19 protein-coding genes are annotated in these 24,591 nt (G+C 46.0%); 3 read left to right on the top strand and 16 right to left on the bottom strand.

All coding sequences use genetic code 11. The annotated features are described in order from the left end of the window. Positions 1-132: 132 nt before the first annotated feature. The 15 genes from ACN6KS_RS28580 to ACN6KS_RS28650 all read right to left on the bottom strand — a co-directional run bounded on the left by ACN6KS_RS28580 (position 133) and on the right by ACN6KS_RS28650 (position 18,858). Positions 133-960, bottom strand: coding sequence for a formate/nitrite transporter family protein (locus ACN6KS_RS28580; RefSeq protein WP_094877329.1), 828 nt, complete (start codon positions 958-960; stop codon positions 133-135). A gap of 272 nt (positions 961-1,232) precedes the next feature. Further along, positions 1,233-2,597: an FAD-dependent oxidoreductase gene (locus ACN6KS_RS28585; RefSeq protein ID WP_440960964.1), complete on the bottom strand. Its 1,365-nt coding sequence runs from the start codon at positions 2,595-2,597 to the stop codon at positions 1,233-1,235. A gap of 342 nt (positions 2,598-2,939) precedes the next feature. After that, positions 2,940-4,574 (bottom strand): formate--tetrahydrofolate ligase, encoded by a 1,635-nt coding sequence (locus ACN6KS_RS28590; RefSeq protein WP_341135906.1) that lies wholly within the window; start codon positions 4,572-4,574, stop codon positions 2,940-2,942. Between the two features lie 250 nt (positions 4,575-4,824). Then, complete coding sequence (locus ACN6KS_RS28595) at positions 4,825-5,301, bottom strand: glutathione peroxidase (RefSeq protein WP_440960965.1); 477 nt, start codon at positions 5,299-5,301, stop codon at positions 4,825-4,827. A 146-nt stretch (positions 5,302-5,447) separates the two neighbouring features. Then, positions 5,448-6,311 carry a M15 family metallopeptidase gene (locus ACN6KS_RS28600; RefSeq protein WP_094872091.1) on the bottom strand — a complete coding sequence of 288 codons (864 nt, stop codon included), beginning with the start codon at positions 6,309-6,311 and terminating at the stop codon, positions 5,448-5,450. Positions 6,312-6,508: 197 nt separating this feature from the next. Further along, positions 6,509-8,320 (bottom strand): DEAD/DEAH box helicase, encoded by a 1,812-nt coding sequence (locus ACN6KS_RS28605; protein WP_440960966.1) that lies wholly within the window; start codon positions 8,318-8,320, stop codon positions 6,509-6,511. A 385-nt stretch (positions 8,321-8,705) separates the two neighbouring features. Then, positions 8,706-10,373, bottom strand: a complete 1,668-nt coding sequence (locus ACN6KS_RS28610) for an ABC1 kinase family protein (protein ID WP_280787305.1) — start codon at positions 10,371-10,373, stop codon at positions 8,706-8,708. Then, the gene (locus ACN6KS_RS28615) at positions 10,374-10,721 is read right to left on the bottom strand and encodes a phasin family protein (RefSeq protein ID WP_094872086.1); all 348 of its coding nucleotides are present in this window, start codon (positions 10,719-10,721) and stop codon (positions 10,374-10,376) included. Between the two features lie 95 nt (positions 10,722-10,816). Beyond that, positions 10,817-11,455, bottom strand: coding sequence for a ThuA domain-containing protein (locus ACN6KS_RS28620; RefSeq protein WP_042192549.1), 639 nt, complete (start codon positions 11,453-11,455; stop codon positions 10,817-10,819). A 206-nt stretch (positions 11,456-11,661) separates the two neighbouring features. After that, positions 11,662-12,474 carry a uroporphyrinogen-III synthase gene (locus tag ACN6KS_RS28625; protein ID WP_094877336.1) on the bottom strand — a complete coding sequence of 271 codons (813 nt, stop codon included), beginning with the start codon at positions 12,472-12,474 and terminating at the stop codon, positions 11,662-11,664. A gap of 118 nt (positions 12,475-12,592) precedes the next feature. Continuing rightward, positions 12,593-14,590, bottom strand: a complete 1,998-nt coding sequence (locus ACN6KS_RS28630; RefSeq protein ID WP_094872083.1) for a methyl-accepting chemotaxis protein — start codon at positions 14,588-14,590, stop codon at positions 12,593-12,595. 228 nt (positions 14,591-14,818) lie between these two features. Next, entirely contained in the window at positions 14,819-15,214 is a 396-nt protein-coding gene (locus tag ACN6KS_RS28635; protein ID WP_042131422.1) for a Fur family transcriptional regulator, read from the bottom strand. 91 nt (positions 15,215-15,305) lie between these two features. Further along, a complete protein-coding gene (locus tag ACN6KS_RS28640) occupies positions 15,306-16,403 on the bottom strand; it encodes a Ger(x)C family spore germination protein (protein WP_341135910.1) in 1,098 nt (365 codons plus the stop codon). Next, positions 16,400-17,500, bottom strand: a complete 1,101-nt coding sequence (locus ACN6KS_RS28645; protein WP_341135911.1) for a GerAB/ArcD/ProY family transporter — start codon at positions 17,498-17,500, stop codon at positions 16,400-16,402. The genes ACN6KS_RS28640 and ACN6KS_RS28645 overlap by 4 nt, the downstream gene beginning before the upstream one ends. Then, positions 17,500-18,858 (bottom strand): spore germination protein, encoded by a 1,359-nt coding sequence (locus tag ACN6KS_RS28650; protein ID WP_440960967.1) that lies wholly within the window; start codon positions 18,856-18,858, stop codon positions 17,500-17,502. Before ACN6KS_RS28650 ends, ACN6KS_RS28645 begins: the two co-directional genes overlap by 1 nt. A 157-nt stretch (positions 18,859-19,015) precedes the next feature. Between ACN6KS_RS28650 and ACN6KS_RS28655 the strand changes: the two genes are divergently transcribed. The 3 genes from ACN6KS_RS28655 to ACN6KS_RS28665 all read left to right on the top strand — a co-directional run bounded on the left by ACN6KS_RS28655 (position 19,016) and on the right by ACN6KS_RS28665 (position 22,122). Continuing rightward, positions 19,016-20,563, top strand: a complete 1,548-nt coding sequence (locus ACN6KS_RS28655; RefSeq protein ID WP_280787308.1) for an FAD-dependent oxidoreductase — start codon at positions 19,016-19,018, stop codon at positions 20,561-20,563. Positions 20,564-20,673: 110 nt separating this feature from the next. Then, positions 20,674-21,393 (top strand): 3-ketoacyl-ACP reductase, encoded by a 720-nt coding sequence (locus ACN6KS_RS28660; protein ID WP_094872075.1) that lies wholly within the window; start codon positions 20,674-20,676, stop codon positions 21,391-21,393. A gap of 411 nt (positions 21,394-21,804) precedes the next feature. Next, positions 21,805-22,122 carry an antibiotic biosynthesis monooxygenase gene (locus tag ACN6KS_RS28665; protein WP_042131428.1) on the top strand — a complete coding sequence of 106 codons (318 nt, stop codon included), beginning with the start codon at positions 21,805-21,807 and terminating at the stop codon, positions 22,120-22,122. Between the two features lie 149 nt (positions 22,123-22,271). On the opposite strand, the gene ACN6KS_RS28670 is transcribed toward ACN6KS_RS28665, so the two are convergent. Then, entirely contained in the window at positions 22,272-24,500 is a 2,229-nt protein-coding gene (locus ACN6KS_RS28670) for an MMPL family transporter (protein WP_094872074.1), read from the bottom strand. Between the last annotated feature and the right edge of the window lie 91 nt (positions 24,501-24,591).

Here is a 24,591-nt window from a genome sequence, read left to right on the forward strand (position 1 = left end):
ACTCCCCCTTTTAAAATTCGCCGTGCATCCGATTTCGTTCCCCCGAGCTCGGATACATCACGGCGGATTTTATTTGTCTATACAGCAAAAAGCACCCCTCGACTATTCTAAGGAGTGCTCTATAAGATAGGTTTAGGCGTGTTTCTTTACACCGCTGCCGGACATGCTGTCCACGGACTGAATAGATGCAGGCTCTTTACGCAGGTAAGCCATCCAATAAGCTGCCGCAACAAAGATTGCACCACCCGTCAAGTTGCCTAGCCATACCGGAACAAAATTGTTAAAGTACTCTCCCCATGAAAAATAACCTTCAAAAATAGCTGCGGGAATTAAGAACATGTTGGCTACAACGTGCTGGAAGCCGATAGCTACAAAAGCCATCGTCGGGAACCAGATGCCGAGGATTTTGCCACTGAAGTTATCTGCTCCATAGGAGAGCCATACCGCCAAAGCTACGAGCCAGTTACAACCTATACCGGAAACAAATGCCGGAAAGAAGTCTGCTTCAAGCTTATGTCCTGCCATCTCCACTAATTTTTCCAAATACACACCGTCAGAGGTTAAACCAACCACGTGACCGAAAAAGTAAGCTACAAACAAAGCTCCCGCCAGATTGCTTAGGGTAATCAATACGAGATTCTTAACAACCTCCCAGAAGGATATCTTCTTAGCCATAAAAGCAAGTGGCACAGCCATCATATTGCCTGTCAGTAGTTCTCCCCCTGCAAGCAGTACTAGAATCAACCCAACAGGGAAGACAGCAGCTCCAATAAAATTAGCGATGGATCCCCATTCATGTGGTGCGCCAGCAATAACGCGAATATCCAGTAAAAATCCGAGCGCGATAAACGCTCCTCCCAGAAAGCCCAGAATTAGTACGGTGCTTAAAGGATTATGCGCCTTTTTTATGCCGTTCTCGACCGTGACTGCGGCAATCTGCTGCGGTTTATTATAAGCCATGATTCCTATCCCCTTCATCTATTTACTTAAAATTTGTTCCTTTACGACCATTGTAGCGTGTCATAAAACACATTAACGTGATAATTATCACTTAATGAAAAACTAAGTGAAACTTTTCACTGACATGTCAAATTTAACGAAGCGCATCCATAATTACATTTATAAGAATAAGCTCCATATTATTTTAAAGGTAAATAGTACCAGCTTCAATCACAAAAAACCGGAGCCATATATGGCTCCGGTTTACCCTTTATTGTTCACAGGCAATTAAATTATACGGTTACTGCCTCTTTGCTTGGTACTGATGCTGGTAGCGATTCGAGGCCAACTGTATTCAGGAAGTTCCAAGGCTTGTTGTAATGAGGTTGGAAGAAGAAATCGATAAAGGCAAGCTGATCGATTGTCATTTTATTTTGAATACATACAGATACTGTGTTGATTGATTGCGTCAAATCCGTCTTGGACAAGATTTGCGCTCCGAGAATGCGGCGTGTGGCGCGATCAAATACCACTTTTAATTGCACCTGCTCGAAGGTTGGCATAAATTCTGGACGGTAGTTGTCAATAATCATGGTAGTTTCTACGTCCATTCCTTCAGCCTTAGCCCCTTCTTCAGTAAGACCGGTAGCAGCGATATTATCTTCATAAATCTTAATGCCCGAAGTCCCTTGAGTACCCATATAAGGAATCGTCTCTTTCACTAAGTTACGTGCGACCAAAGTGCCCATCCGTACTGCATTGGTTGCCAGTGGAATATAAGCGTGCTTACCTGTAGGGTTGTAATGAATCGCGCAGCTGTCACCAGCGGCATACACATCTGGGCAACTGGTCTGCATATAATCATTGACCAGAATTGCGCCATTTGGCAGCATATCCACTTGACCTTTTAACAGCTCAGTATTCGGACGGAAGCCGATGCAGAGAATTACAAGATCCGCCTCATGCTCCCCTTCGCTTGTGATAACCTTGGTAACTTTACCACCTTCACCAGCAAAAGAACTTACCTTCTCATTCAGCGCTAATTTAATACCATGGTCCTTAAAGGATTGTTCGATCGGCGCAGTAAACTCTGGATCTAAATATTTATTCAAAATACGATCCTCACCATCAATGAGCGTAACTTGCTTTCCGTTCATTTGGAAGGCTTCCACCAACTCAACGCCGATATATCCAGCACCTACAACTGTGATTTTATTCGCTTGTTTAGCTTTTTCTATAATGGTATTGGAATGATCATAGTTCTTGCAAAGTAAGACGCCTTCCAGCTCAATCCCTTCGAGCTTCGGCACAATAGGCCATGATCCCGTAGTCATAATCAGCTTATCGTAGGTATCGTCAAACTCCTGTCCGGTTGCCAAATTGCGAACACGCAATGTTTTGGACTTCGTATCCACAACAGTCACTTCATGACGCATGTTGGTCTTTACACCAAGCTCAGCAAGCTTCTCAGGGGAAGAATAGAATAGCCCGTGTGGGTCCTTGACCACTCCACCTACATATAAAGCAATTCCACAGGATAAGAAAGAAATATTATCATTACGCTCATACACCGTAATCTCGGCTTCCGGGTGAAGCTTAGCAGTATTTACAATTGCGGCAGTTCCGGCATGGGTACATCCAATGACAGCTACTTTCATTATTTTCTTCCTCCTTCAAATGGACAACCTGGTTATATATTCGAATTGCTTGACTGACCAAATTAGATATCTGATCACCGATGAGTTAATTGTGATTTATTTCACTTTATAAACTGATTATATTGTGATATTTATCACATTACAAGTCTTTTCGCCTATATTCTCAGATTGTTCACAATTTTAAGCATTTTCCGTCACTGCTGCCGATTGCGACCTCGTTAGCTTTGCCATGGGCGTAGAACATTATGTTCTGCCCCCTCAGGATATACTTTCTTATAACGCGCAAAAAAAGGCTTCCCCCTAAACCACAGGGAAAAGCCTGATCATAAAATAAAAATAAATCTACACCAAACCGTGAATTACGCCATCCTCATCCATCCATAGTGCCTCAGCAGCAGGCTTAGCCGGTAGACCTGGCATCGTAACAATATTGCCCGTAATCACTACAGCAAACCCTGCGCCGAGCGAAAGGGTAATATCACGGATACCTACCGTGAAACCTTCTGGAGCGCCAAGAAGTCTAGGCTGATCTGAGAAGGAATAAGGGGTCTTCGCCATACATACTTGAAGATTATTTAACCCAAGGCGCTCAATCACCGCTAGACTGCGTTTAGCCGCAGGGGAAAAGTTAACCTCCGCACCACGGTAAATTTCACGAACAATCTTGGTGATTTTGGAAGAGATGTCGAGTTCATTCTCATACAGAGGAGCAAAACGTTCAGTATCTCTCTGGTCCAGAAGTTTCTTTAGTTCCGAAGCCAACTCTTGTCCGCCCGCACTACCTTCTGCCCACACCTTGGATATTGCCGCAGGAACGTTCAATCGTCGACAAGCTTCCACAACGTCATTAATCTCTTCTGGACTATCCCCTTCAAAATGATTAATAGCAACAAGAACAGGTACTCCAAATTTGCCGAGATTCTCTACATGGCGCTCCAAATTAGACAATCCAGAGCGCAGCGCCGTCCGGTTCTCGGTTTGGAGCTCATTCTTAGGTACACCACCGTTATATTTCAAGGATTTCACCGTCACGACAAGCACTGCCGCTGAAGGGGTTAGACCCGCTTGCCGGCATTTGATATCCATGAATTTCTCTGCACCAAGATCCGCTCCGAAGCCTGCTTCCGTAACAACAACATCTCCCAGCTTGAGTGCATATCGAGTACCGATAACACTACTGCAGCCATGGGCGATATTCGCAAATGGACCACCGTGTACAATAACAGGAGTGCCCTCCAGGGTCTGCACCAGATTAGGCTTAACTGCTTCCTTCAGCAGCGCTGTCATCGCTTCAACTGCCCCTATTTGCTCGGCCGTTACAGGCTGTCCCTCTTGGTCATATCCAATCAAAATACGGTTCAGACGCTTTTTGAGATCACTCAGATTATCACATAGGCATAATACAGCCATAATCTCAGAAGCTGTTGTAATCTGAAATCCACTTTCCCGCACAGCTCCATTTCCATCTCCGAGTCCTGTCACGATATTCCGCAGACTACGATCATTCATATCCATCACGCGTTTCCAAACGATACGCTGCGGATCAAGACCCAGCTCATTACCTTGGAAGATATGATTGTCAATCATCGCAGACAATAAATTATGTGCAGAAGTCACCGCATGAATATCACCCGTAAAGTGCAAATTAATCTCATCTGCCGGAATGATCTGTGACTTGCCGCCGCCCGTGGCACCACCTTTCATGCCTAAGCATGGTCCGAGGGATGGTTCACGCAAGGCAGCCACTGTTTTTACTCCTGCTGCGTTCAATGCCTGTGCCAGCCCAATGGTTGTTAAGGTCTTCCCTTCGCCAGCAGGGGTTGGATTCACCGCAGTGACCAATACCAGCTTGCCATCTGGTTTGTTCTTCATGTCTTCCCATAAGGACGGCGATAGTTTACTTTTATATTTGCCGTATAGTTCCAGATGCTCTTCGTCAATTCCCGCTTGTGCTGCTACCTCTGTAATTAACTTCATGCTCGTATTGAACCCTCCTGCCGTTATTATCCTGCTGTATTCCACGCTTTATGCATATTTTGCATGGGCATTACATTCTCTTCAAAGGATACATGGTCTCTGTAAAGCGTCAAGTATAATTTATCACAATAAAATTTAAGGCGCCTATTCTATATTCCTATGTAAAAAAAGAAAATCCCGTCGAAGCTCGGCCAAAGACCGAGATCGAAGGGATACTTGTAAAAGAACAATTCATCAGTCCCTAAATAATCTACAATAAGGACTCAATCTGTTCTGACATCGTTTCTGGTGATTCCTTAGGCTCAACCCGAGCGACAACACGGCCGCTATTATCTATAAGGAACTTCGTGAAATTCCAGCTAATGTCGCTGCTGTCTCCAGCACCGGGTTGCTGCTCTTTTAAATAATTAAAAAGAGGGCTGGCGTCCGGTCCATTCACATCCACTTTGGCAAACACAGGAAATGTAACGCCATAATTAATCTGACAGAATTCTTCTGCCTCTTCACTTGTACCCGGCTCCTGACCCGCAAATTGGTTACAGGGGAATCCTAATACTACAAGTCCCTGATCCCCATACTGCTCGTACAGCTTTTGGAGATCTCCATACTGCGGTGTAAGCCCACATTTGCTCGCCGTATTGGCAATCAGCAGCACCTTACCTTCATACTCCGTGAATGACACTTCTTTACCCGAAGGCGTAACACCGGAAAAATTGTAGATCGACATCGTTATTCCCCTTCCTTCCATGTACTTAGACTACACTACGTATCTTACCCGAACTGTAATAGAATGCAACTTATCGAAACTCTCTAACCACAAAGAAAGAAAAAAGCAGCCCTATATATTGCTTAGGACTGCTCTCTATGATTCTGTTATTTGGATACCGGTACAACATCATAATATTCTTCCAGTGTAATATCTTTATCCACGATATAAGTAGCTATATCCTTGCCTACATAACGAATATGCCAAGGCTCATACTTATATCCTGTAATGTCCTGCTTACCTTCTGGATAGCGGATGATAAAACCATATTCCGCTACATGCTGTGCCAGCCACTCCGCTTCCTTCGTCCCACCGAAACAGCTCTCCGCAGCACATTTTCCATCACTTCCTGAGACATCGATAGCAAGTCCTGTCTGATGCTCACTGTAGCCCGGTACGGCACTGTATGTGCGGGCCATTTCTTCTCCGTCTTTCTCTACATAACGATTATACAGTGTCGTCTGGGTTTTCTGAGAACGGTAAGCTGAGACACCAGCCAAATAAATTCCGTCGTCCTCCGCACCTGCGAACATTTTCTCTAAAGCTTTGGCAGCTTCACTGCGCATCATACGTTTTTCAATTTTCTCTTTAAATGTAAACCGTACATCCGGGTAGACGAGATCGGCTGGTTTATAATTATCAGGCAGTCCATACTCCTTATTTACCATCACAGCTATGCTGTCAGGCCCTTTAAAAGAATCATCAGTGCTATTTCCCTTGCCGTTACTATCCGGTTCGGACGGATCAGAGGGATCCGTTGTATTAGATGGATTAGCTACCACTGGGTCTGTTATGCCCTCTTCAGTGCTATTACCATCTTCACCAGGCTTAGCTTGAAGATCATCCTGCACATTTATATTGGAACCGCTACTATCTGAAGCAGAAGGAGAAGGCGTCGTATACTTCCCAATCCCCCACCCAACAGCAATAACGACAATTAACAAGACTAATATTTTTAATTTTTTAGACATCTGCAAGTTCTTCCTCCTCGAAGTCGAAACACTATATTTATCTATTAGACAGGCTTTCCTTCAAAAATGTTACACTAAGATCCTTTTTTAGACAAATATCGCTCAAATCTGCCCACAAAATAAAGTTACCATAGGTGATTAGCTTGTCTGCTAACTTCCCTATGGTAACAAGTTTTAGCTATGAAATTCCACTTACTTTATCTGGATGTGCCTCTGCCGCCGCTTTTAAAGCCGCCGGAGCTGCCACGTCCACCGCGTGAGGAGCCAGAGTTTCCGCCGTTGCGGCCACCTTTACCAGCGCCACCCTTGGCACCACCGTAACCGCCTTTGCTACCTTTTCCACCTTTACCGCCGCCTCTAGACGGGCTTGCACCGTAGCCGCTGCCTAAGCCGCCTCGTGGCGTGCCTCCAACGTAGGCACCACCGTCTGCACCTCTGGCTACGTTCTCGCTGTAGCCAGTGCTTGGTCCGCCCTTGCGGTTCGCAACGCGCGAACCAGTGCTAGGCGCTGCCGCGTTGCCGCTGGCGGGCGCCTCGCCTCTGGAGGCGAAGGCGCCATAGCCGCCGCCTACTCGCACTACGCCGGCAGCCTTGCCGCCGCCCTTTGGAGCGGCAGCGTCATAACCGCTGCCGCCACGCTTGCCAGCCGCCGCATCAGAACGGCCGCCGCGGCGACCTTCTGCAGGCGCACCCCAGCCGCCTGCTTCCTTACCGCGGCCGCGGCCACCTTGCCGCGCTCCGCCTTCGCCGCGCGGAGCTCCGCCGCGGCCAGAGCCGCCGGTCTTTGGTCCGCGGCCCGTACGCGCTGCCTCAGCACCACCGCTTTGACGACCGCCGTGGCGTCCGCCGCCTTGTACTGCAACGAATTCGCCAACGCCGAATTCATCCTTGTCGTAACGGCGACGATCCAGGCGCTGCGATATGCCGTGCTCAATCAAATCTAGTCCATCTTGCTCACGTGGAGAAGTGAACGTGATTGCAAGCCCTTTACCTCCGGCACGGCCTGTCCGGCCGATCCGGTGAATATAGCTATCCACATCAAGTGGCATATCGTAGTTAAAGATATGGGTGATACCTTCGACATCCAGCCCCCGAGCCGCTACATCTGTAGCTACAAGAAGCTGTAGCTTCGCATCACGGAATCTCTTCATTACACCTTCACGTTTACCTTGAGACAAATCACCGTGCAGCTCATCACAATCATAACCTGCTGCTTGGAGTGCTTCGTTCAGCTTGGACACCCGACGTTTAGTCCGGCAGAAAATAATAGCCAAGTAAGGACGATCCCGTTCAATCAATGCTTTGAGTGCCTCTTCTTTATTACGATCTGAGACTTCCACGACTTGCTGTTTGATATTATCCAGCGGAATCGGAGAACCACTCTTAATAATGATATCCAGAGGCTCTTTCATGTAATTAGCTGCGAGACGTTTAATCGGATCTGGCATCGTCGCAGAGAACAACATCGTTTGACGGCGATAAGGAACAGCCGTAATAATGGTCTCTACATCCTCCAAGAATCCCATATGCAGCATTTGATCCGCTTCGTCCAGAACGAGCATCTTAACGCCACTAAGATCGAGCGTCTCCCGGCGCATATGATCTAGCAGTCTACCCGGTGTACCGATAATAAGATGTCTGCCGCCTTCGAGCTTACGCAGCTGCTTCTCAACATCCTGACCACCATAAACGGCCAGGATTTTGATATCCGTATGACGCGCCAGCTTTCGTGCCTCTTCTGTAATCTGCAAAGCGAGCTCACGAGTTGGAGCCATAATTAGCGCCTGCGGATAAGCTCGCTCCGTGTGGATCTTGTCCATAATTGGCAGCAAGAAAGCTAATGTCTTCCCTGTACCTGTCTTCGCTCTTGCAATTACATCCAGACCCTGCACCAATGGCGGTATTGCTTCCTGTTGCACTGGTGTAGGCTTAACGATGCCTTGACCTTGAAGCAATGTACACAGTAATTCTGAAACACCTAATTCTTTAAATCCCGGCAAATTCTCCACCTCACTATTTTCTCAGTTAAATTTGATTACATCTCTTACTTAACTTCCGTCTTCCAAAGCCCTATTCAGGCAGCCCCTACCCGACTGTCCTTTTGGGGGCGTATGCTTCCGATTCAGCTATATTCAAACAAAAGCGGAAGAACCCCGTCACCGGCATTCTTCCGTCCCATGTATCCCTTGACCCGTTAAAAGAGTGCGGTCAAAGTTCGGTTTCTGGGCAGCAGCGATCCACCGGACGTTTAGACGGCACTCCATTTGCGTTCCATTCCACTTTATACAATAGAAGTAAAGTTAAGCTTAGAAAGTTATCTTTTATATTGTACTTGATAGAACGGCATTTGTGTGAAACTGCAGAATAATAATTATTCTATCCTGTAGTTGTAGGTTAGAACCTTCCTGATTTAAAAATCGCAAAGATCAACCATAAGAACATCAGAAGCGCTACTACGCCGCCAATCTCCACTGTAGGGAAATTCCATAACACTGAAGGCTGACCGCGCATTGCAGTGCCAATAATGAGTCCAACCATGATGATACTGAACGCAAGCATCACAATACTAAACGCTAAGCGGTTCCCAACCCGGTCCAGCTTTCGCTCTAAATTCTTTATCTCAGGTGCCACTACCTCCACCTTTATTTTCCCCTTACTAATTAGCGCGGATAACTGCCTTGCCTGCCCAGGAAGCTCTAGAAGACTCTCCGTTAAATCGGCTACGCCTCCAAGGAGCTTGCGCTGCAATCGGGGACCACTAAATCGCTGCTTCACAAGTTCCCGTCCAAAAGGCTCTGCCATCTCTAAAATGCTAATCGTTGGATCCAAGTTGCTAATGACACCCTCAAGCGTCAGCATCGTCTTACCAAGCATCGTTAGATCCGGCGGAAGGACTAATCGATGCTTGCGAGCAATGCCAAACAAATCATTTAGCGCTTTACCTATGCTCATCTTACTAAACGGAACATCATAATACTCTTCGCGAAGTCGATCCATATCATTATGCAACGCCGTTCGATCAGCATCCTCAGGGATGACTCCGAGACGCAAAATTGCCCGGACCATCGCATCCGTATTCTTGCGCATTAGTGCGATGACAAGCGCAGACAGCTGCTCTTTCATCTCTTCGTTCAGCCGACCCATCATGCCAAAATCAATCAAAGCCAGCTTCCCATCAGCCATTCGTATAACATTCCCTGGATGCGGATCCGCATGAAAAAAGCCATGAATGAAGATTTGCCTTAGCATCATTTCCACGAGTTGCTGAGCGATAACCTTAAGCTTAACTCCGTTACTCAATAACTCATCGCGACGACTCAGCGTAATCCCTACCACATATTCCATCGTCAGCACCCGTGCTGAAGTGTAGTCCCAATAGATATCCGGGATGTATACTCCGTTATAATCCATCTGTTGAGCAATTTTCTCTGCATTGCGGCCTTCTTGGCCGTAATCCAGCTCGCCAAGCAGAGATTTCGAGAATTCCTCTACCATACGGGACAACTGATATTGCCTTGCCCAGCCTAGCTGCTTCTCAGCAAGAGCACTTAGATCTTTGAGAATTTCCAAATCTCTACTCATCGTTCGCAGTATGCCAGGGCGCTGAACTTTAACAGCCACCACTTGCCCACTATGAAGAACAGCTCTATGCACTTGACCGATCGACGCAGCCGCAAGGGGAGTATCCTCAAAGGAATTAAAGATTTCATCCATCCGTTGATCGAGTTCATGCTCCACAATCGTGCGCACGCGCTCCACAGGGAACGGGGGGACATTATCCTGTAGTTTTACCAATTCTTGAATAATAGAATCAGGCAGCAGATCCGAACGGGTACTGGCGAGTTGTCCAAGCTTAATAAAGGTTGGACCCAAATCCTCCAATACGAGCCGAATCCGCTCCCCGAGCGTAAGACTTGTATGAGCTTCTTGCGTTACAAGACGGCGTGGAAGGGATAATAAATGATAGAGCCCCAGCTCCTCCACCATATAGCCAAAACCATGGTGCATAAGCGCCATGGCAATGGACCGGTATCGTCCGGCATGTCTAATACGTACTGCCATTTAGTCCGTACGCGTTTCCGCCGATGTTCCTTCTAGATGGGAAATGCCCTCCAGCTCGGCCAATCGACGCTCCAATACAGCAATTCGGCCTTCCAGCTCATCAATATCACTTTGTGCAGGAACCTTCATTTCCTTTAACACGCGTTGTACTTGTTCTTGTACAACAGACTTGAGCATACCTCGCTCTTCTTCACCGCGTTCAATCAGACGGTCAACTAGGGCCTTAGACTCCGAAGGAGCAAGCTCCCCACGCTTCACTAGTTCCTCAACAACCTTTTCTACTTTTTCCTTACTAACAATGGTGAGGCCCACTCCTAAAGAGATCGCTTTTTTAAACAAATCACTCATAGTACTTCCTCCCAAAGATTCCGTTTCGTTACAAACGGAGTTGATGATTAAAGTATACCTCACTGTGTGCGTATTTCAAAAAAATGCGATATCACTCAGTTGCTTACCGGAATGCGTGCAGCCCAAGTAGCTGCCTGCAAGATCAGTTTACGCAGTGCTGGATGGCGGAAGGATGGCTCATGATGCCCAGGCATAAGGAATACTACTCGTCCTAAACCATAGCTGTGGCACCATGCAGCTGGAAGCCATTGCCCCTCCGATTCATACTGAAGAAGAATAGTCCGATCTGTGAACGGATCAAATTCGAAATGATAAGGCTCTTCATCCAGCTGGAAGTCTTCAACGCCCTCAGTAATGTCATGCTCCAGCACCTTAAAATTCATTGGCTCGTAAGCGGTGTGACCATTAAAGCGGCCCCCGATCAGCTGAGCTAATTCGTTACGCTTCGTCAATGAAGCACCTGTATGAAGAACAATTAGTCCTCCACCACCGCTCACGTAGCTGAGTAGGCCAGCGGTTTGCTGAGGAGATACCGTTTCATTCCATAATTCGTTGTAGGCAATGCATAAGTCATAACTTCCCAAATGCTCAATGCGCATCATTTTTTTATTTTCTGAACACTGAACGGTTAATAAATCATTTAAGATCTCGCTAATTTGTTGGTCCACTCCTTGAAGTGGATGGAAACGGGGATGGGTATAATCACCAAGTAACAGACATTTTCTTTTGTCCATGGGGATCCTCCTCCTTATTCATTGTTATTATTCATCACATGTTGCCTATATTCTAAGGAAAACTGCTGCGAATGTCCATGCAGATGGCAGGTTTACTACTCTTAAGGCATTCTCTTCCGGGTAAAAAAGCATCCCCACCCATTGAACCCGGCGGGAATGCTTCTGTGTGGTAACGTCGATCTTGTAAAGCTGCCGCACATTGTGGGCTAGCGATTCGCCCCCACATATTTGCCCAGCTCTACAATCATACTCCCCATCCGTTCATGCTCAGGCATGATGATACGCTGTACGCCCTCTTCCTTAAGTGCCTCAGAGGTAATACGCCCTACAGAAACAGCAAGCACTTTATCCTCGAAAGACTTCAGCATCTCCTCCAGCTTACCCTGTTCCCGAGCAAATTGAGAGAGGAAACGAAATTGTGGCGCACTCGTAAAAGCCACGGCATCAATCTTACCTTCTATGATTTCTGTAAGCAATCTTTCAAGCTCACCCGGTTCTGGTAGAGTATGACGATACGGCAGCACTTGGCGGGTATTCGCCCCAGCCTCCTGCAGCCATTCGAGCATACGAGGCGCTGGATCGCCGTGCAGCTGCAGTACGACCTCCTTGCCCTGCAAATCCAGAGATTGAAGCCCACGAATCAATCCGATCGTACTTCCGTCGTCGTCACGAACCTCCGGCGTAAGTCCTCTTTTTTTCAAAGCATTCACTGTCTTATAACCCCGTGCAGCAATAATAGAACCAGAAAGGACTTCTAAGAAACGCTCAGCGATATTCAGGCGTTCAGCCGTTTGGAAGAGAGCATCCAGTCCCATGCCTGTGGTAAGGATCACCAAATAAGGCGGATCACTAATCCATGAATTCAATCCTTCCTCCAACGCCTCATCATCAAGAAAGACAGTACCTTGAGCAGGTCGGCATAACGCCGTCCCCCCCATATTTTGCACCAGCTTGGCCATCTCTTCCGATTTGCGCGGACCCGCCAAGGCGACCGTGAACCCCTTCAGTTGCTCTGCCATGTACTATTATCTCTCCTCTCTCCGTTGCCTAACCCAACATTATTGTTTATCAGTATACTTGCAAAGGGCTGCAAAAGGGAAGATAAAAGCATCGTTTTCCTATATGAAATATATATCATTACTTGGAGGAGTGTATTTTAAAGCTACTCACAAGCTTTTGCAGTTCCTCTGCAAGATGGCTAAGATCGGTAGATGAAGATGCCATCTCCTCAACAGAAGCGAGCTGCTCTTGCGCTGCCGTTGCGATGGTCTCTGTATTCACAGCCGCTTCTTCAGAAATGCCACGAATCTCTCCTATAGCCTTCTCCATGTGATCTGATTCCACCAATAAGGTCTGTACAGCCCCACCCATTGCCTCAATCTTCTCTGCGGCACTCTTGACCGCTCTACGAATACGGGAGAAAGAACGTCCGGAAGTATCCACGGCCTCAATCCCTTCGGTTACGCGCTGCTTTGTGTCTTCCATCGTATGGGTCACCAGTGTCATCTCACTATTAATGGCGGTAATCTGCTCAGCAATCAAATGCGCTGATTTCTCTGATTCCTCTGCCAGCTTACGCACTTCAGCAGCAACAACGGCAAATCCACGGCCATGCTCTCCAGCTCTGGCCGCCTCAATAGATGCATTGAGAGCTAACAGATTGGTCTGACGGGCAATCCCTGTGATGACGCCGACAATGCCCTCAATTTGACCGGTCCTTTCATTTAGCTTGTCGATTACACTGCCAAGCTCACCCACCGTTCTATCGATACCATTGATCTTATCCACCACGCTGATGACAGAATCATTTCCTTCCGAAGCAGAGAGTGAAGTCTTGTCCATCATCGCAGAGACCTGCTCCATATATACAGAAATATGATCCACTTCGCTGGTCGTCGCCGCTGTACTTTCCATTCCTTTTCGTACACCAATTACCTGCCGTTCAGTCCCTGCTGCTACCTCCTGAATTGCTATCGTCATTTGTTCGATCGTTTGAGCATTCTGCTCCGCACTGGCAGTTAGCTCTTCGGCTGAAGAGGAGACATTACTCGTCATCTCCTGCACACCTATGATCATCTCGCGCAGGCTGAGCACCATTAATTGAAAGTTCTCTGCTAGCATACCAATCTCATCTTTACGGAAAGCCCCCATGTCTTCGGACAGATCCCCTTTAGCTATCACTGCAGTTGCTTTGCGCAGACGGGTAAGCGGCTTCAGAATAGATTGAATATTAAAATAAACCACGATCAGTGCAAGTAAAACGGAAACTACGATAACAAGCAGCGCTGTATCGCGAATCCCGCTTGTTGCCGAAGTCACTTCATCTATGCTTATCGTACCGCCGATTCTCCAGCCCGTAAGCTCATTCACCATAAACGTCATCTTTTTGTGCGTATCCTTGTAAACATAATCAAAGGTACCTTGTTCTTCCTTGAACATTTCCTTTACAAAATCAGCCGATGATTCCTGCCCAATAACCTCTGTTGGATGAACAAGATATTTCTTGCTGTTATCAAGGATAATAATATATCCTTCCTTGCCAACCTTAGCCGAGGTCAAAGCTCCTAAAGTGGAGAGATTGAGATTCAAGGTAACCACCCCGTCTCCGCTCTTCAGGACCGTTGATATGGCAACTGCCGTTTCCTGATTTACGGTTTGAAAGGCCGGAGAGATCACCACACCCTTCCCGTGCTTCAGAGAATTCACATAAGCACTTTCCTTCCTTGGATCGTAGCCTTCAGGTAGCTTGGCTTCCGAAGCATGGATAGATTCCCCTCTGCTTGTACTAACATAGATGTCTAGAACATCAGGATGCAGCACAGCATATTCCTTCAGTCTGGATTCCATAGAAGCTGCCGTCTGCCCAGTTGCCTCCCTGTTGGCACTCTCAGCAGTGAACTCAGCGGCAAAATAAGAAATAGCATCTATTTTGGATTGAATATTCGAGTTGATGATTTCATTTACTGCCACAACACTTTCAGTAGCATTGCTCACTAGATGATCTTCCACTTCATGGCTGGCAGATTGATAGGTACGCCAACCTATAATGATACTGGGTAAGAGCAGAACTAGTAGGTATGTAAGAATTAATTTGGTTCGGATACTCATACCCGCTTTTTTGTTCATAGTTGTCATCACTCTCTCTCTCTTCGAGTCTTAAAGAAGGACTTATTTACCAGACTTACTATATAATTATATATCCTCCTTTGGAACCGATTTTCCTCCTATCTTTCTTCATTTTTCTCATCATTCTTAAGAATTGTCATATAAACGCAACAAAAAGACCGCCTCAAAGAGCGCGATCTACTCAAATAAGCCTATTTCTTATCATTACCGCAGCAAAAGGCTCCGGTTCTTTCATCCCTAGTTCACGTTCTTGTTCTTGCAGTTCGGGCAGACGCCTCCGAATACCACATGAGCATGACCAATCGTATAACCTGTATCCTTGGCCACTGTGTTCATCCAGTCTCGTGGAACTTGGTTCATTACCTCATCAACCGCACCGCAAACCTCACAAATGATATGCTGGTGATCATCCATGCGGGCATCATATCTGCTGGCAGCCTCACCGAGCTTGAGCTCACGAATCATTTGTTTATCTGAAAGATAACGAAGAGAGTTATATACAGTACCGTATGCTAAGCTATGACCTTGCTCTACTAGCCGGTTCATCACTTCCGCGGCTGTGGGATGGTCATGTGAATTAAGGACGATATCGTAAACGGCTTGACGTTGGGAAGTCAAATTTAGACTTTTCATTGCTATCATCCTCTAACTTATTTTTAGATCAAGTATAAATCGCGAACGTAAGAACGTCAATCCCACTTTTATCCACTGTTTACTCTCTCAGCTACTTAATCAATCCAGAATATTTGATGTCAACGTCAGCTTTGACCTGAAAATCGAGACCCGCATAAAGCCCCTTCCACACTTCCATTTCGGTATCATTATTAAAATGCCTGGCTCCATAGTGCAGACCCCACCCAAATGGATCCAGACCACTAGCTTGAATTTTAGTCAATAACGATAATATATCTTGTTCCAGTTCTCTTCCCCCGGCTGCCGCAATCCCCTCCAACTTACCATTGGTCACCAGATCCGGACTGCTACTTTCTTCGAGAATCCCTCTAATCTTAATATGATATCGAATAGTAGCTTTCCCGTGCTCTGGCGTCAGAATTTTGTAGTCTGAGGACGATCTCTCTGTGTAGTACTGATACATAACTCCCTCTGAATGGGCCGGCAAATTAGTTCGTAAGTTCGAGCGCGACAGCAGATTATATAACCGTGTTTCGTTGGGAGTAAGAACCATTTTAATTTTCTCATTATTAAGCAGAGCAATTTTATTTATTAAAAACTCCTTATCCCCTCTTGCCTCGATAATCGGTAGAATCGGATCAATTCCCTTCTCATAAATATTTCTCATCAGCTGAAAGGAATATACACTAGAAATAAATGGAGATTCCGTGCCTTGTCCACTCATCGCCAGAATAAGAGAATTTGATGGGATCCGCTCCGATTGGGGTCTTACCTGTAGAACCTGAAGTGCTTCCGGACGCCCTATTGCGAAATTAAGAATAAGCTGCATATCTCTACGTCGCACAGCCCAATCCATAACATGTAGAATGTCTTTACGCGCAACCCCCTCCCCCAAAATAATCGATTTACAATGGGAGTAATCAAGCTCCTTTTCCACTCTGGATTTCATTCTACGAAGCGCTTCCGAAATGCTCGGAGACTCCTCAGTCAATATTTGCATCTTCTCATCAATCTTGGTAACATCCCCTTGAGGGATGGCAAGCTTCAAGCTAATCTTAAAATTGCCTTCTTCTGCACCTTGATCAACGCCGATCGCCAGCACAAAAATCCGCAAATCAATCTCCTTGAAGTCACAACCAGCAAGAAGAAGGAATAAGGTAATCCCAATTCCGGCAAGGAATCTTCTCACAGGTTCCCCCTCCTAACTTTGCGATAACAATAAAATAACAGAGCGATGATGAACATCTCACCAAACCAGCGAATTTGCAGAAACCAGGCACCAAACATGTTAAGTTGATATTGATTCAGCCCCATTAAGGACAGAACCATTGCGCTAAACAAGACTAGGATGCTCCACTCTTTCCATTGCTCTGCTTTTGGGGACTGTTTTTTTACAGATGAAACGGCACCTTTAAAAAGCTCTAGACCTCCATGCCAATGAACAATTACACTCACCAGAGATAAACTCAAATAGGCGAAATAAAAAATAAACAGCATCCGTTCAATAATAAAGGATTCCATCCGAATACTGTCGGCCGTCGAGAACCATGTATACACATGTCTATCAATTGCAATGGTTCCAAAGTAACCGATGGGGACCAAAAAGGTTAAGAGAAGTACGAGCAGTCCCTCCACCCCTAAAATCCAAACATGCTTTAGCTTCAGCCCATGAAATACCCGATTAAATATAGCAAGGTTTAAGTAACCACTAAAAGAAAAGGTAGCTGCCGAAAGGCTCATTAGGTCCGGCTTATGCCAGAAGTATGTTAAGACCTGCAGAACAGAATCCCAATTGAAGTCCGGATTGGTCAATGCTTTTACGAGGCCATAAATAATTAACGGTAAGGTTACGCTGAGAATGATTTCAAGCCCATACAAGATGGATAGAGAATCGAAACGACAGCAGATGCAGACCAGGACTAAAAAACTGATCACAACAGTATAAGGACTCGAATCCGGACTGATAAACCGCAGCGTGATATCTACAAAAGAAAGTAGCGTAACCCCACCGGCCATACACCATAAGCCAGCAAAAAGGAGTAGCAAGGTTCTGGCTAACTTCTTAGGAAGCAAAGAGTAAAATATTTCTGGAAAACCCTCTCCGGGGAACTTAGCAATCAATACAGTAAATATATAAACAAACAAAGTGCCAAAAATCGTTCCAATTAGTATGGATATCAAAGCACCTGAAAAACGTCTGTCTATTAGTTCCCTAGGAACAAAATTAATGATATTAATCAAGCTGTTCATCAGAAAAAGACAGTAGAAATAACGGCTTTTGGCCATCAATATTTCCCGCCCTTCTTCTTACCAAAGTTATCAAGAAAAAACAACCTGAAATAGGGTTGTCCAAAACTCCGTTGATTGCATAAATACATCGCGAACCCCACCACACAGATCACTACACCAACCATTCCTAGAACAGCGGCAGCTATAAGAAAAATGTACTTCAGCACGCGTATCGACAAGCTCATCATATTCAATGGAATCAGAAAATTGGATATTGCAACGGCCGAGACCAATATAATCATAATGTTACCTACAAGCCCTGCAGCCGTAGCTGCTTGACCCAAGATTAGACCTCCGACCGTCGTGGCCGTAGGACCAATCGCCTTGGGAAGCCGTAAACTCGCCTCGGTCAGAAATTCCATCATCATAAGCATTAAGAGCACTTCTACAAAAGATGGATAGGGCACAGTCGCACGACTACCTGAAATGAGCAGTGCAACCTGTACACGAATAATCTCGGGATTATAAGAGGTAAGTGTTACATAGATCGCAGGCAGCCACAACGTCATGCACACACCGATAATCCGGAGTAGCTTTAAGAACCGACCCACAATAGGAAATTGTATTTTATCATCCATGGATGTAAAGAAATCGTTAAATATGGAAGGCAGCACTATCGCATATCCCGTTGTATCCAGGAGTATCGCTACTTTTCCTTCAGACAAATTAAATACGACTCTATCAGGCCTTTCGGTCACAATGGACTTGGGCAATATTCTCAGACTGTCACTACTTATAAATTTCTCAAGTTCTCCCATTGCCTGCAAAATATCAACCTTTAGGGTACTCATCTTCTCCCTTAATTCCTCTAACACATTATGATCAACACGCTTAGTATCATATAGGATTGCCACCTTTGTTTTGGAGACATCGCCGATGACCATGGTTTCCATTTTGAGATTAGTGGATTGATAGCGCCGACGAATCATGTTCAGATTCACCGCAAGATCCTCCGTTAGCGCATCTGAAGGTCCCTGAGAAATGCTTTCTGCAGACGTTTCACTGACACCACTACTTTCCGTACTCATTGCGTCATAAAAACAAATCACATCATTTATGCTAAGAAGAACATATCCGCTAAGCAAAAGATTGATCGCTGTTTCCTTCGTAGTCTCTTCTTCCGTGCCCGGATACGTCGTAATGTAATCAAGGTAAGCGTTAGTATCGCCCATCTCATAAAATGGTGTAATCACATGGCGACTGAGTGTCTGCGAATCTGTAACGCTTTTAATATAAATTAAGTTGATCTGCCCAAAAGGCGCTACGAGCGTCCTTTCGATTAAATCGGCGAATCCGTCCAATTCACCCTTGATCCATTCCAGAGAAACATCGTGCTTATCCTGTTGAACTGACATGGATCATCCCTCCTAATTATCCTGCGCTTCCCGGATGCCACCTTATTTTGGCACTATTTCTCTCAATTCATGCACTACACATATGAACACAGAGTTTCTTTTAACGGGTCTGTGGTAATAAATGAAATGAGTATTGTATAGATGGAGGGATAATAAGATGGATCCACATCGTAAAATAACGCAAGGTCTCCCGCAATTTCCTGAATCATTATGGAGAGACACTACGGATTTACCGACTTTTCCAAAGCTGACTGAAAATATTACTACAGATGTCGCAGTGATCGGCGGCGGGATTACAGGCATTACTACAGCCTATCTCTTAAGCAAAGCTGGATACAAGGTCACACTATTGGAGGCAGGGGAAATTCTCAGCGGTACTACGGGGTTTACAAGCGCCAAAATCTCTGCCCAGCACGGATTAATCTACAATCATTTGATGAAGCATTTCGGAAAAGAGAACGCCCTTCTCTATTATCAATCAAATCATAGGGCTATGAATTGGATCATAAATACAGCTGAAGAACTTGAAGTGTCTTGCGGCATGAAACGTGAAGCAGCCTATCTATACGCGGATGCTGAAGATCATAAAACGCTTAAAGAGTTGGAAGAAGAGTATAAAGCCTATGAACAATTGGGTCTGCCCGGTGAATGGCTGGATAACGTATCTATCCCTCTGATGGCGAGCGGTGCGATTAAATTACCAGGACAAGCTCGTTTTCACCCCCTGCAATATCTGAAGGCCTTGTTGAAGGTTATCGTGGAAAAAGGTGGCGTGATCTATGAGCATACGATGATGACGGACAAGGTGGAGAAGAACGATAAGCTTACGCTTTTTACAGAAAAGAATGACCACCGCATCACCTGCCGTTACGCTGTGTCGGCTTCTCATTTCCCCTTCTACGATGGAGGTGCGTTATATTTCTCGCGACTTCATGCTGAACGTTCCTATTGTATGGCGATCCAGCCCGAAACGGATTTTGAGGGTGGAATGTATTTAAGCGCCAGCGAACCAACCCGTTCTCTGCGTGCTGTGGAGTGGGAAGGACATCCTCTGGTTATCGTAGGTGGGGAGAATCATAAGACAGGCCAAGGCATCTGCACGATAGGTCATTATGAGAATCTGGAACTGTTCGCAGGTCACTTGCTGGGCATCAAATCGATCCCTTACCGCTGGTCGGCACAGGATTTAATTACCCTGGACAGGGTTCCCTACATCGGCAAGATTTCAGACAACGAAGAGATTTATATCGCTACGGGATTCGGAAAATGGGGCATGACAAGCGGTACCTTGTCCGCTCAAATCATCTCGGATCAGATTCAGCGCAAAGATAATCCATATACAGAGCTATACGATCCATCCCGCTTCAAAGTTGGCGCCAGCCTAAAGAGCTTCTTCGTTCAAAATGCCAATGTGGCAAAAGAGCTTGTAGCGGGAAAAGTTGAGATCGTCCACAAAAAGACAAGTGACCTGGAGGCAGACGAAGGAGCCGTTGTCTTCCATGACGGCAAACGGGTTGGCGCCTACAAAGATCCAGAAGGTAAACTTCATCTGGTGGACAGAACTTGTACGCATATGGGCTGTGAATGTGAATGGAACGACGGCGATCGTTCTTGGGATTGCCCTTGCCACGGCTCCCGTTTCTCCTATGATGGAGAAGTATTGGAAGGACCTGCATCGGTGCCACTGACGAAGCTTTACGAATAAATTGAGGTCCTTCGGCAGGGGCGGTTGTGAATGCCGTATAGCATTCAGGTATAATAGGACATGAATGAAGCATTAGCTTCAAAAATGTTTAAAGGAGCGTGACGTTAGAGATGGATTTGAGAGGAAAGAGTGTTGTGATTACGGGTGCGGGCAAAGGGATCGGCAAATCCTTAGCCATGGCACTAGCTAAGGAAGGTGCTAATTTGGGCCTGATCTCCAGAACTTCAGGCGATCTCGAAGCGTTGAAATCAGCTTTAACGGAAGTATACGACGTGAAAGTCAGCATTGCCGTAGCGGATATCGCTGTACGCGAAGAGGCTGAACGTGCGGTTGCTTACCTGCAAAATGAGCTAGGACCATTTGACGCATTGATTAACAATGCCGGAATTGCAAAATTCGGCACATTAGTAGAAATGGACCCCGCCGATTGGGAAAGCCATATCCAAGTCAATCTTTACGGAACCTATTATGTAACTCGCGCTGCACTGCCAGCTATGATTGAGAAAAATGGTGGAAATATCATCAATATCTCTTCTACCGCGGGAGAGCGTGGCTTCGCGACAGGCTCGGCTTATTGCGCATCCAAGTTTGCACTGATGGGCATGACCGAAGCCCTCGCACAAGAGGTGCGTAAGCACAACATCCGCGTCGTAGCCTTGACTCCAAGCACTGTAAACACTGGACTAGCTTCCAACGCTGGACTTAAGATCGGTGACGAAGACCGCATGATGCAGCCTGAGGATGTAGCTGAATTGGCCTTAACAGCCTTGAAGCTCCCGGATCGTGTCTTCCTAAAAACAGCAGGACTCTGGACCACGAATCCGCAATAAAACAGAGCTGGCTGGTTCTACGCCAGCCGTACTTTGTGGAGAAGAAAACCTCAAGACTGCTCTTCTCCATCCTCTGATTACACTTTGTGCGATAGAATGCCTCTATACCTCGAACTCTGGATACTATTTGACGTTCGAATGACGTTCGAATAACGTTCGAATAACCGATAGTTGCACTTTGTACATCTATTCAGCGTAAAAAGAGGCTCCGTCACACTTTAATTGCACTCTGTGCAACTAAAAGTAGGAAATTCTCGACCATTGGCCAGATTCATCTAATTTAGTTGCAGAGAATACACTTATTGCTTCTTTTCTAACGAATCAGAGCTTTTAAGTGTATAAAGTGCAATTATATATTCAGCCTAATGTTTATGTATGGATATCACACTACTGAACGGAGGTTTTCCTAACATGCTGGTAGTCACAAATACTATTAAAGTTAAAGAAGGTCATGGTGAAGCCATTGCTCAACGTTTTGGAGGAAATAATGGTGTACAGGATATGCCAGGATTCGTCCGCATGGAGGTTTGGCAAGGAAGTGCCAAAGAAGGTGTTGAGGAATTAAAAATCTGTACCATGTGGGAGAATGAGGAGGCATTTAAAGGCTGGACCTCCAGTGACTCCTTCCGTCAATCACACCGCGGTGCTGGTGGGAATGAAGCCATTCTTGGTGCTTCGATCGACAAATATAAGCTGATGATCAGCCGAACACCTGGCACCAGCAATTAAGTGTAGAGATTGGACGACTAGTCCCAATAGCTATTCGTATAACTTACGTCTACAATTAACAAAAGTACGACTGCCGCGACAAAAACAACAGGGATGCCCTAAGCCGATATGGCTTTGAGACATCCCTGTTGTTTTTTACAGTGTGTCGCTTATTGCTCACTAACATGAGGCAAAGCTTGCTCCACCTCTTGATGTTTCCCCGGCCAGAATGCCCACCGGCCAAAAAGTGTCGTAATAGCGGGCACAAGGAACGGACGAACTACGAAGGTATCAAGTAGGATACCTAGCGCGGTGATGATACCAAATTGCACAAGCACCTGAATCGGTAAGCTAGCTAATACAGCAAAAGTACCTGCCAGAATGAGGCCTGCCGAGGTAATTACTGAGCTGGTCTCATTCACGCCTTCCGCGATCGCCTGCTTAAGCGGCATGGTCTTACGCTTTTTCCAAATATTCGAGATCATAAAGATATTATAATCTTCTCCAAGTGCCACCAGGAATACAAAGGAATAGAGCGGGATCGCTCCTTGAATAGCATCTGCACCCATCACATAGTGAATGATAATCCAGCCTAAGCCAAGTGCAGAGAAGAAGGAGAGAATAACTGTTCCGACCAGATAAATAGTTGCCACTATCGAACGCAGATATATCAACAACAGCAAAGTGATCAACCCGATAACAACAGGGATAATCAGATCGGTGTCGCGATCTCCGATTTTTTTGGTATCATACTGAGTCGCTGTCTGACCACTTACCCACACATGATCTGAAGGACTCTCTACCCCTACATCAATCAGCGCTTGCTCTGCCGTTTCTAAAAGGGCTGGAATATGCCCCATCGCTTCAAGTGAATAAGGATTGTTCTTAAATTCGATATCAAAACCCAGAATATCCTTGTTCACAGCGCCCTGCTGCGGATCAGAAACCGTATCCACATACGTGAGCCCTCCGAGAATGACTTTAAGGTCCTCTCCACTCGCTTGCCCCTTAGTATTAATAATCAGTTTAGCGGGAGCTAGTTCGCCCGGTGAAAACTGCTTACCGATGAGGTCGAACCCTTCGCGGGACTCCATATTTTTAGGAAAAGAAGAGAGGATATCATACGTAAACTTGATTCCACTGGAGAATGAAGCCAGAATCCCCAGTCCGATAACGGTCACTCCTACGATAGCCCAAGGCCTGGAAACTACAAATCCGCCAATCCCTTTTTTATGGGAGACTTTAAGTTCTGGAACTGGTTTCCCTTTAGCCTTAGCCCGTTCAACCTCCATTTGCGGCGTGCGCGGAATGAATGGGAAGAACGAGGTCCGTCCGAAGATCGCCAAAAGTGCAGGTACAAGCGTTAAGCTAGCAATTCCCATAATGAAAATCGAAACACTGAACGGTATTGCAAAGCGATGATATGCTCCATACTTAGCCAGTAATAGCGCGAACAGTGCGAGCACAACGGTGAAACCACTCATTGCAATAGCCCCTGAAGAATCGGTAATGGAACGAAGCAGGGCACGAGTTTTGCTTTGCTCTATCTTCAGAAGCTGACGGAATCGCGAAATCAGGAACAAACAATAGTCCGTACCCGCACCGAACAACAGAACCGTCATGATGGAGACTGCCTGCGAATCCACGGTGATCCAGCCTTCTTGCGCCATTTTTCCAAGGATCGGGCTAGTAATACCATAAGCGAATCCAACAGCAATAAGCGGAATAAACGCCAAGATAGGCGAACGATAAATCACCAATAAGAACACCAGCACAAGCACAACCGTAGCAATCAGCAAGGAAACGTCTGCGTTCTGGAACAGTCCAGTAGCATCGATAGATATACCCACTGGACCCGTAACACGTAAACTCAGGTCTTTTCCATCCGCCTTAGCAGTGGACGGATCTCCTCCGGTCTCCGTGTTTATGATCTTTTTCATTTCTGTCACAGCTTCGCCGAGCTGATCACTATCTGCCGTTTTATCAAAAAGCACCGGGGTTACCAGCGTACTAAGATCCTCGGATAACGAGGCCTGTAGTGCTTGTGGCGGCAGCTGTCCTAATGGAGGGACAAAATTCTGATGGGGCAATGGTTGCTGCTCCAACTTCTTGTACACAGCAGTGATATGTACTAAATCATCTTGTGAAAGCCCACCTTCTCTATGCCATACGAGCAGCGCAGGCACTCCGCTTCCACTAGGGAATTCCTGCTCTGCAATAGCTGCTGCCTGTACCGACTGTGCATCATCTGGGAGGTTAGGCGCATTATTAGCAACCTGAGAATTCACTGCAGGCCATAACAGGGTAAGTGCACCTACAAGCACTATCCACACGAGAAGAGTAATCCACTTCGTCTTTTTTCCTGCCACCCATTTTCCATAGCCTGACATTCCCTTCATCCTCTCCTTTACCATGCAGCCTTAAAAATGAGCCGCGGGTCATTTTTAATTCTATCATATATATGCTTTAATTTTTAATCAAACTTTTTTT

Source organism: Paenibacillus nitricinens (genome assembly GCF_052056485.1).
In the GTDB taxonomy this organism is placed as follows: Bacteria; Bacillota; Bacilli; order Paenibacillales; family Paenibacillaceae; genus Paenibacillus_AQ; species Paenibacillus_AQ nitricinens.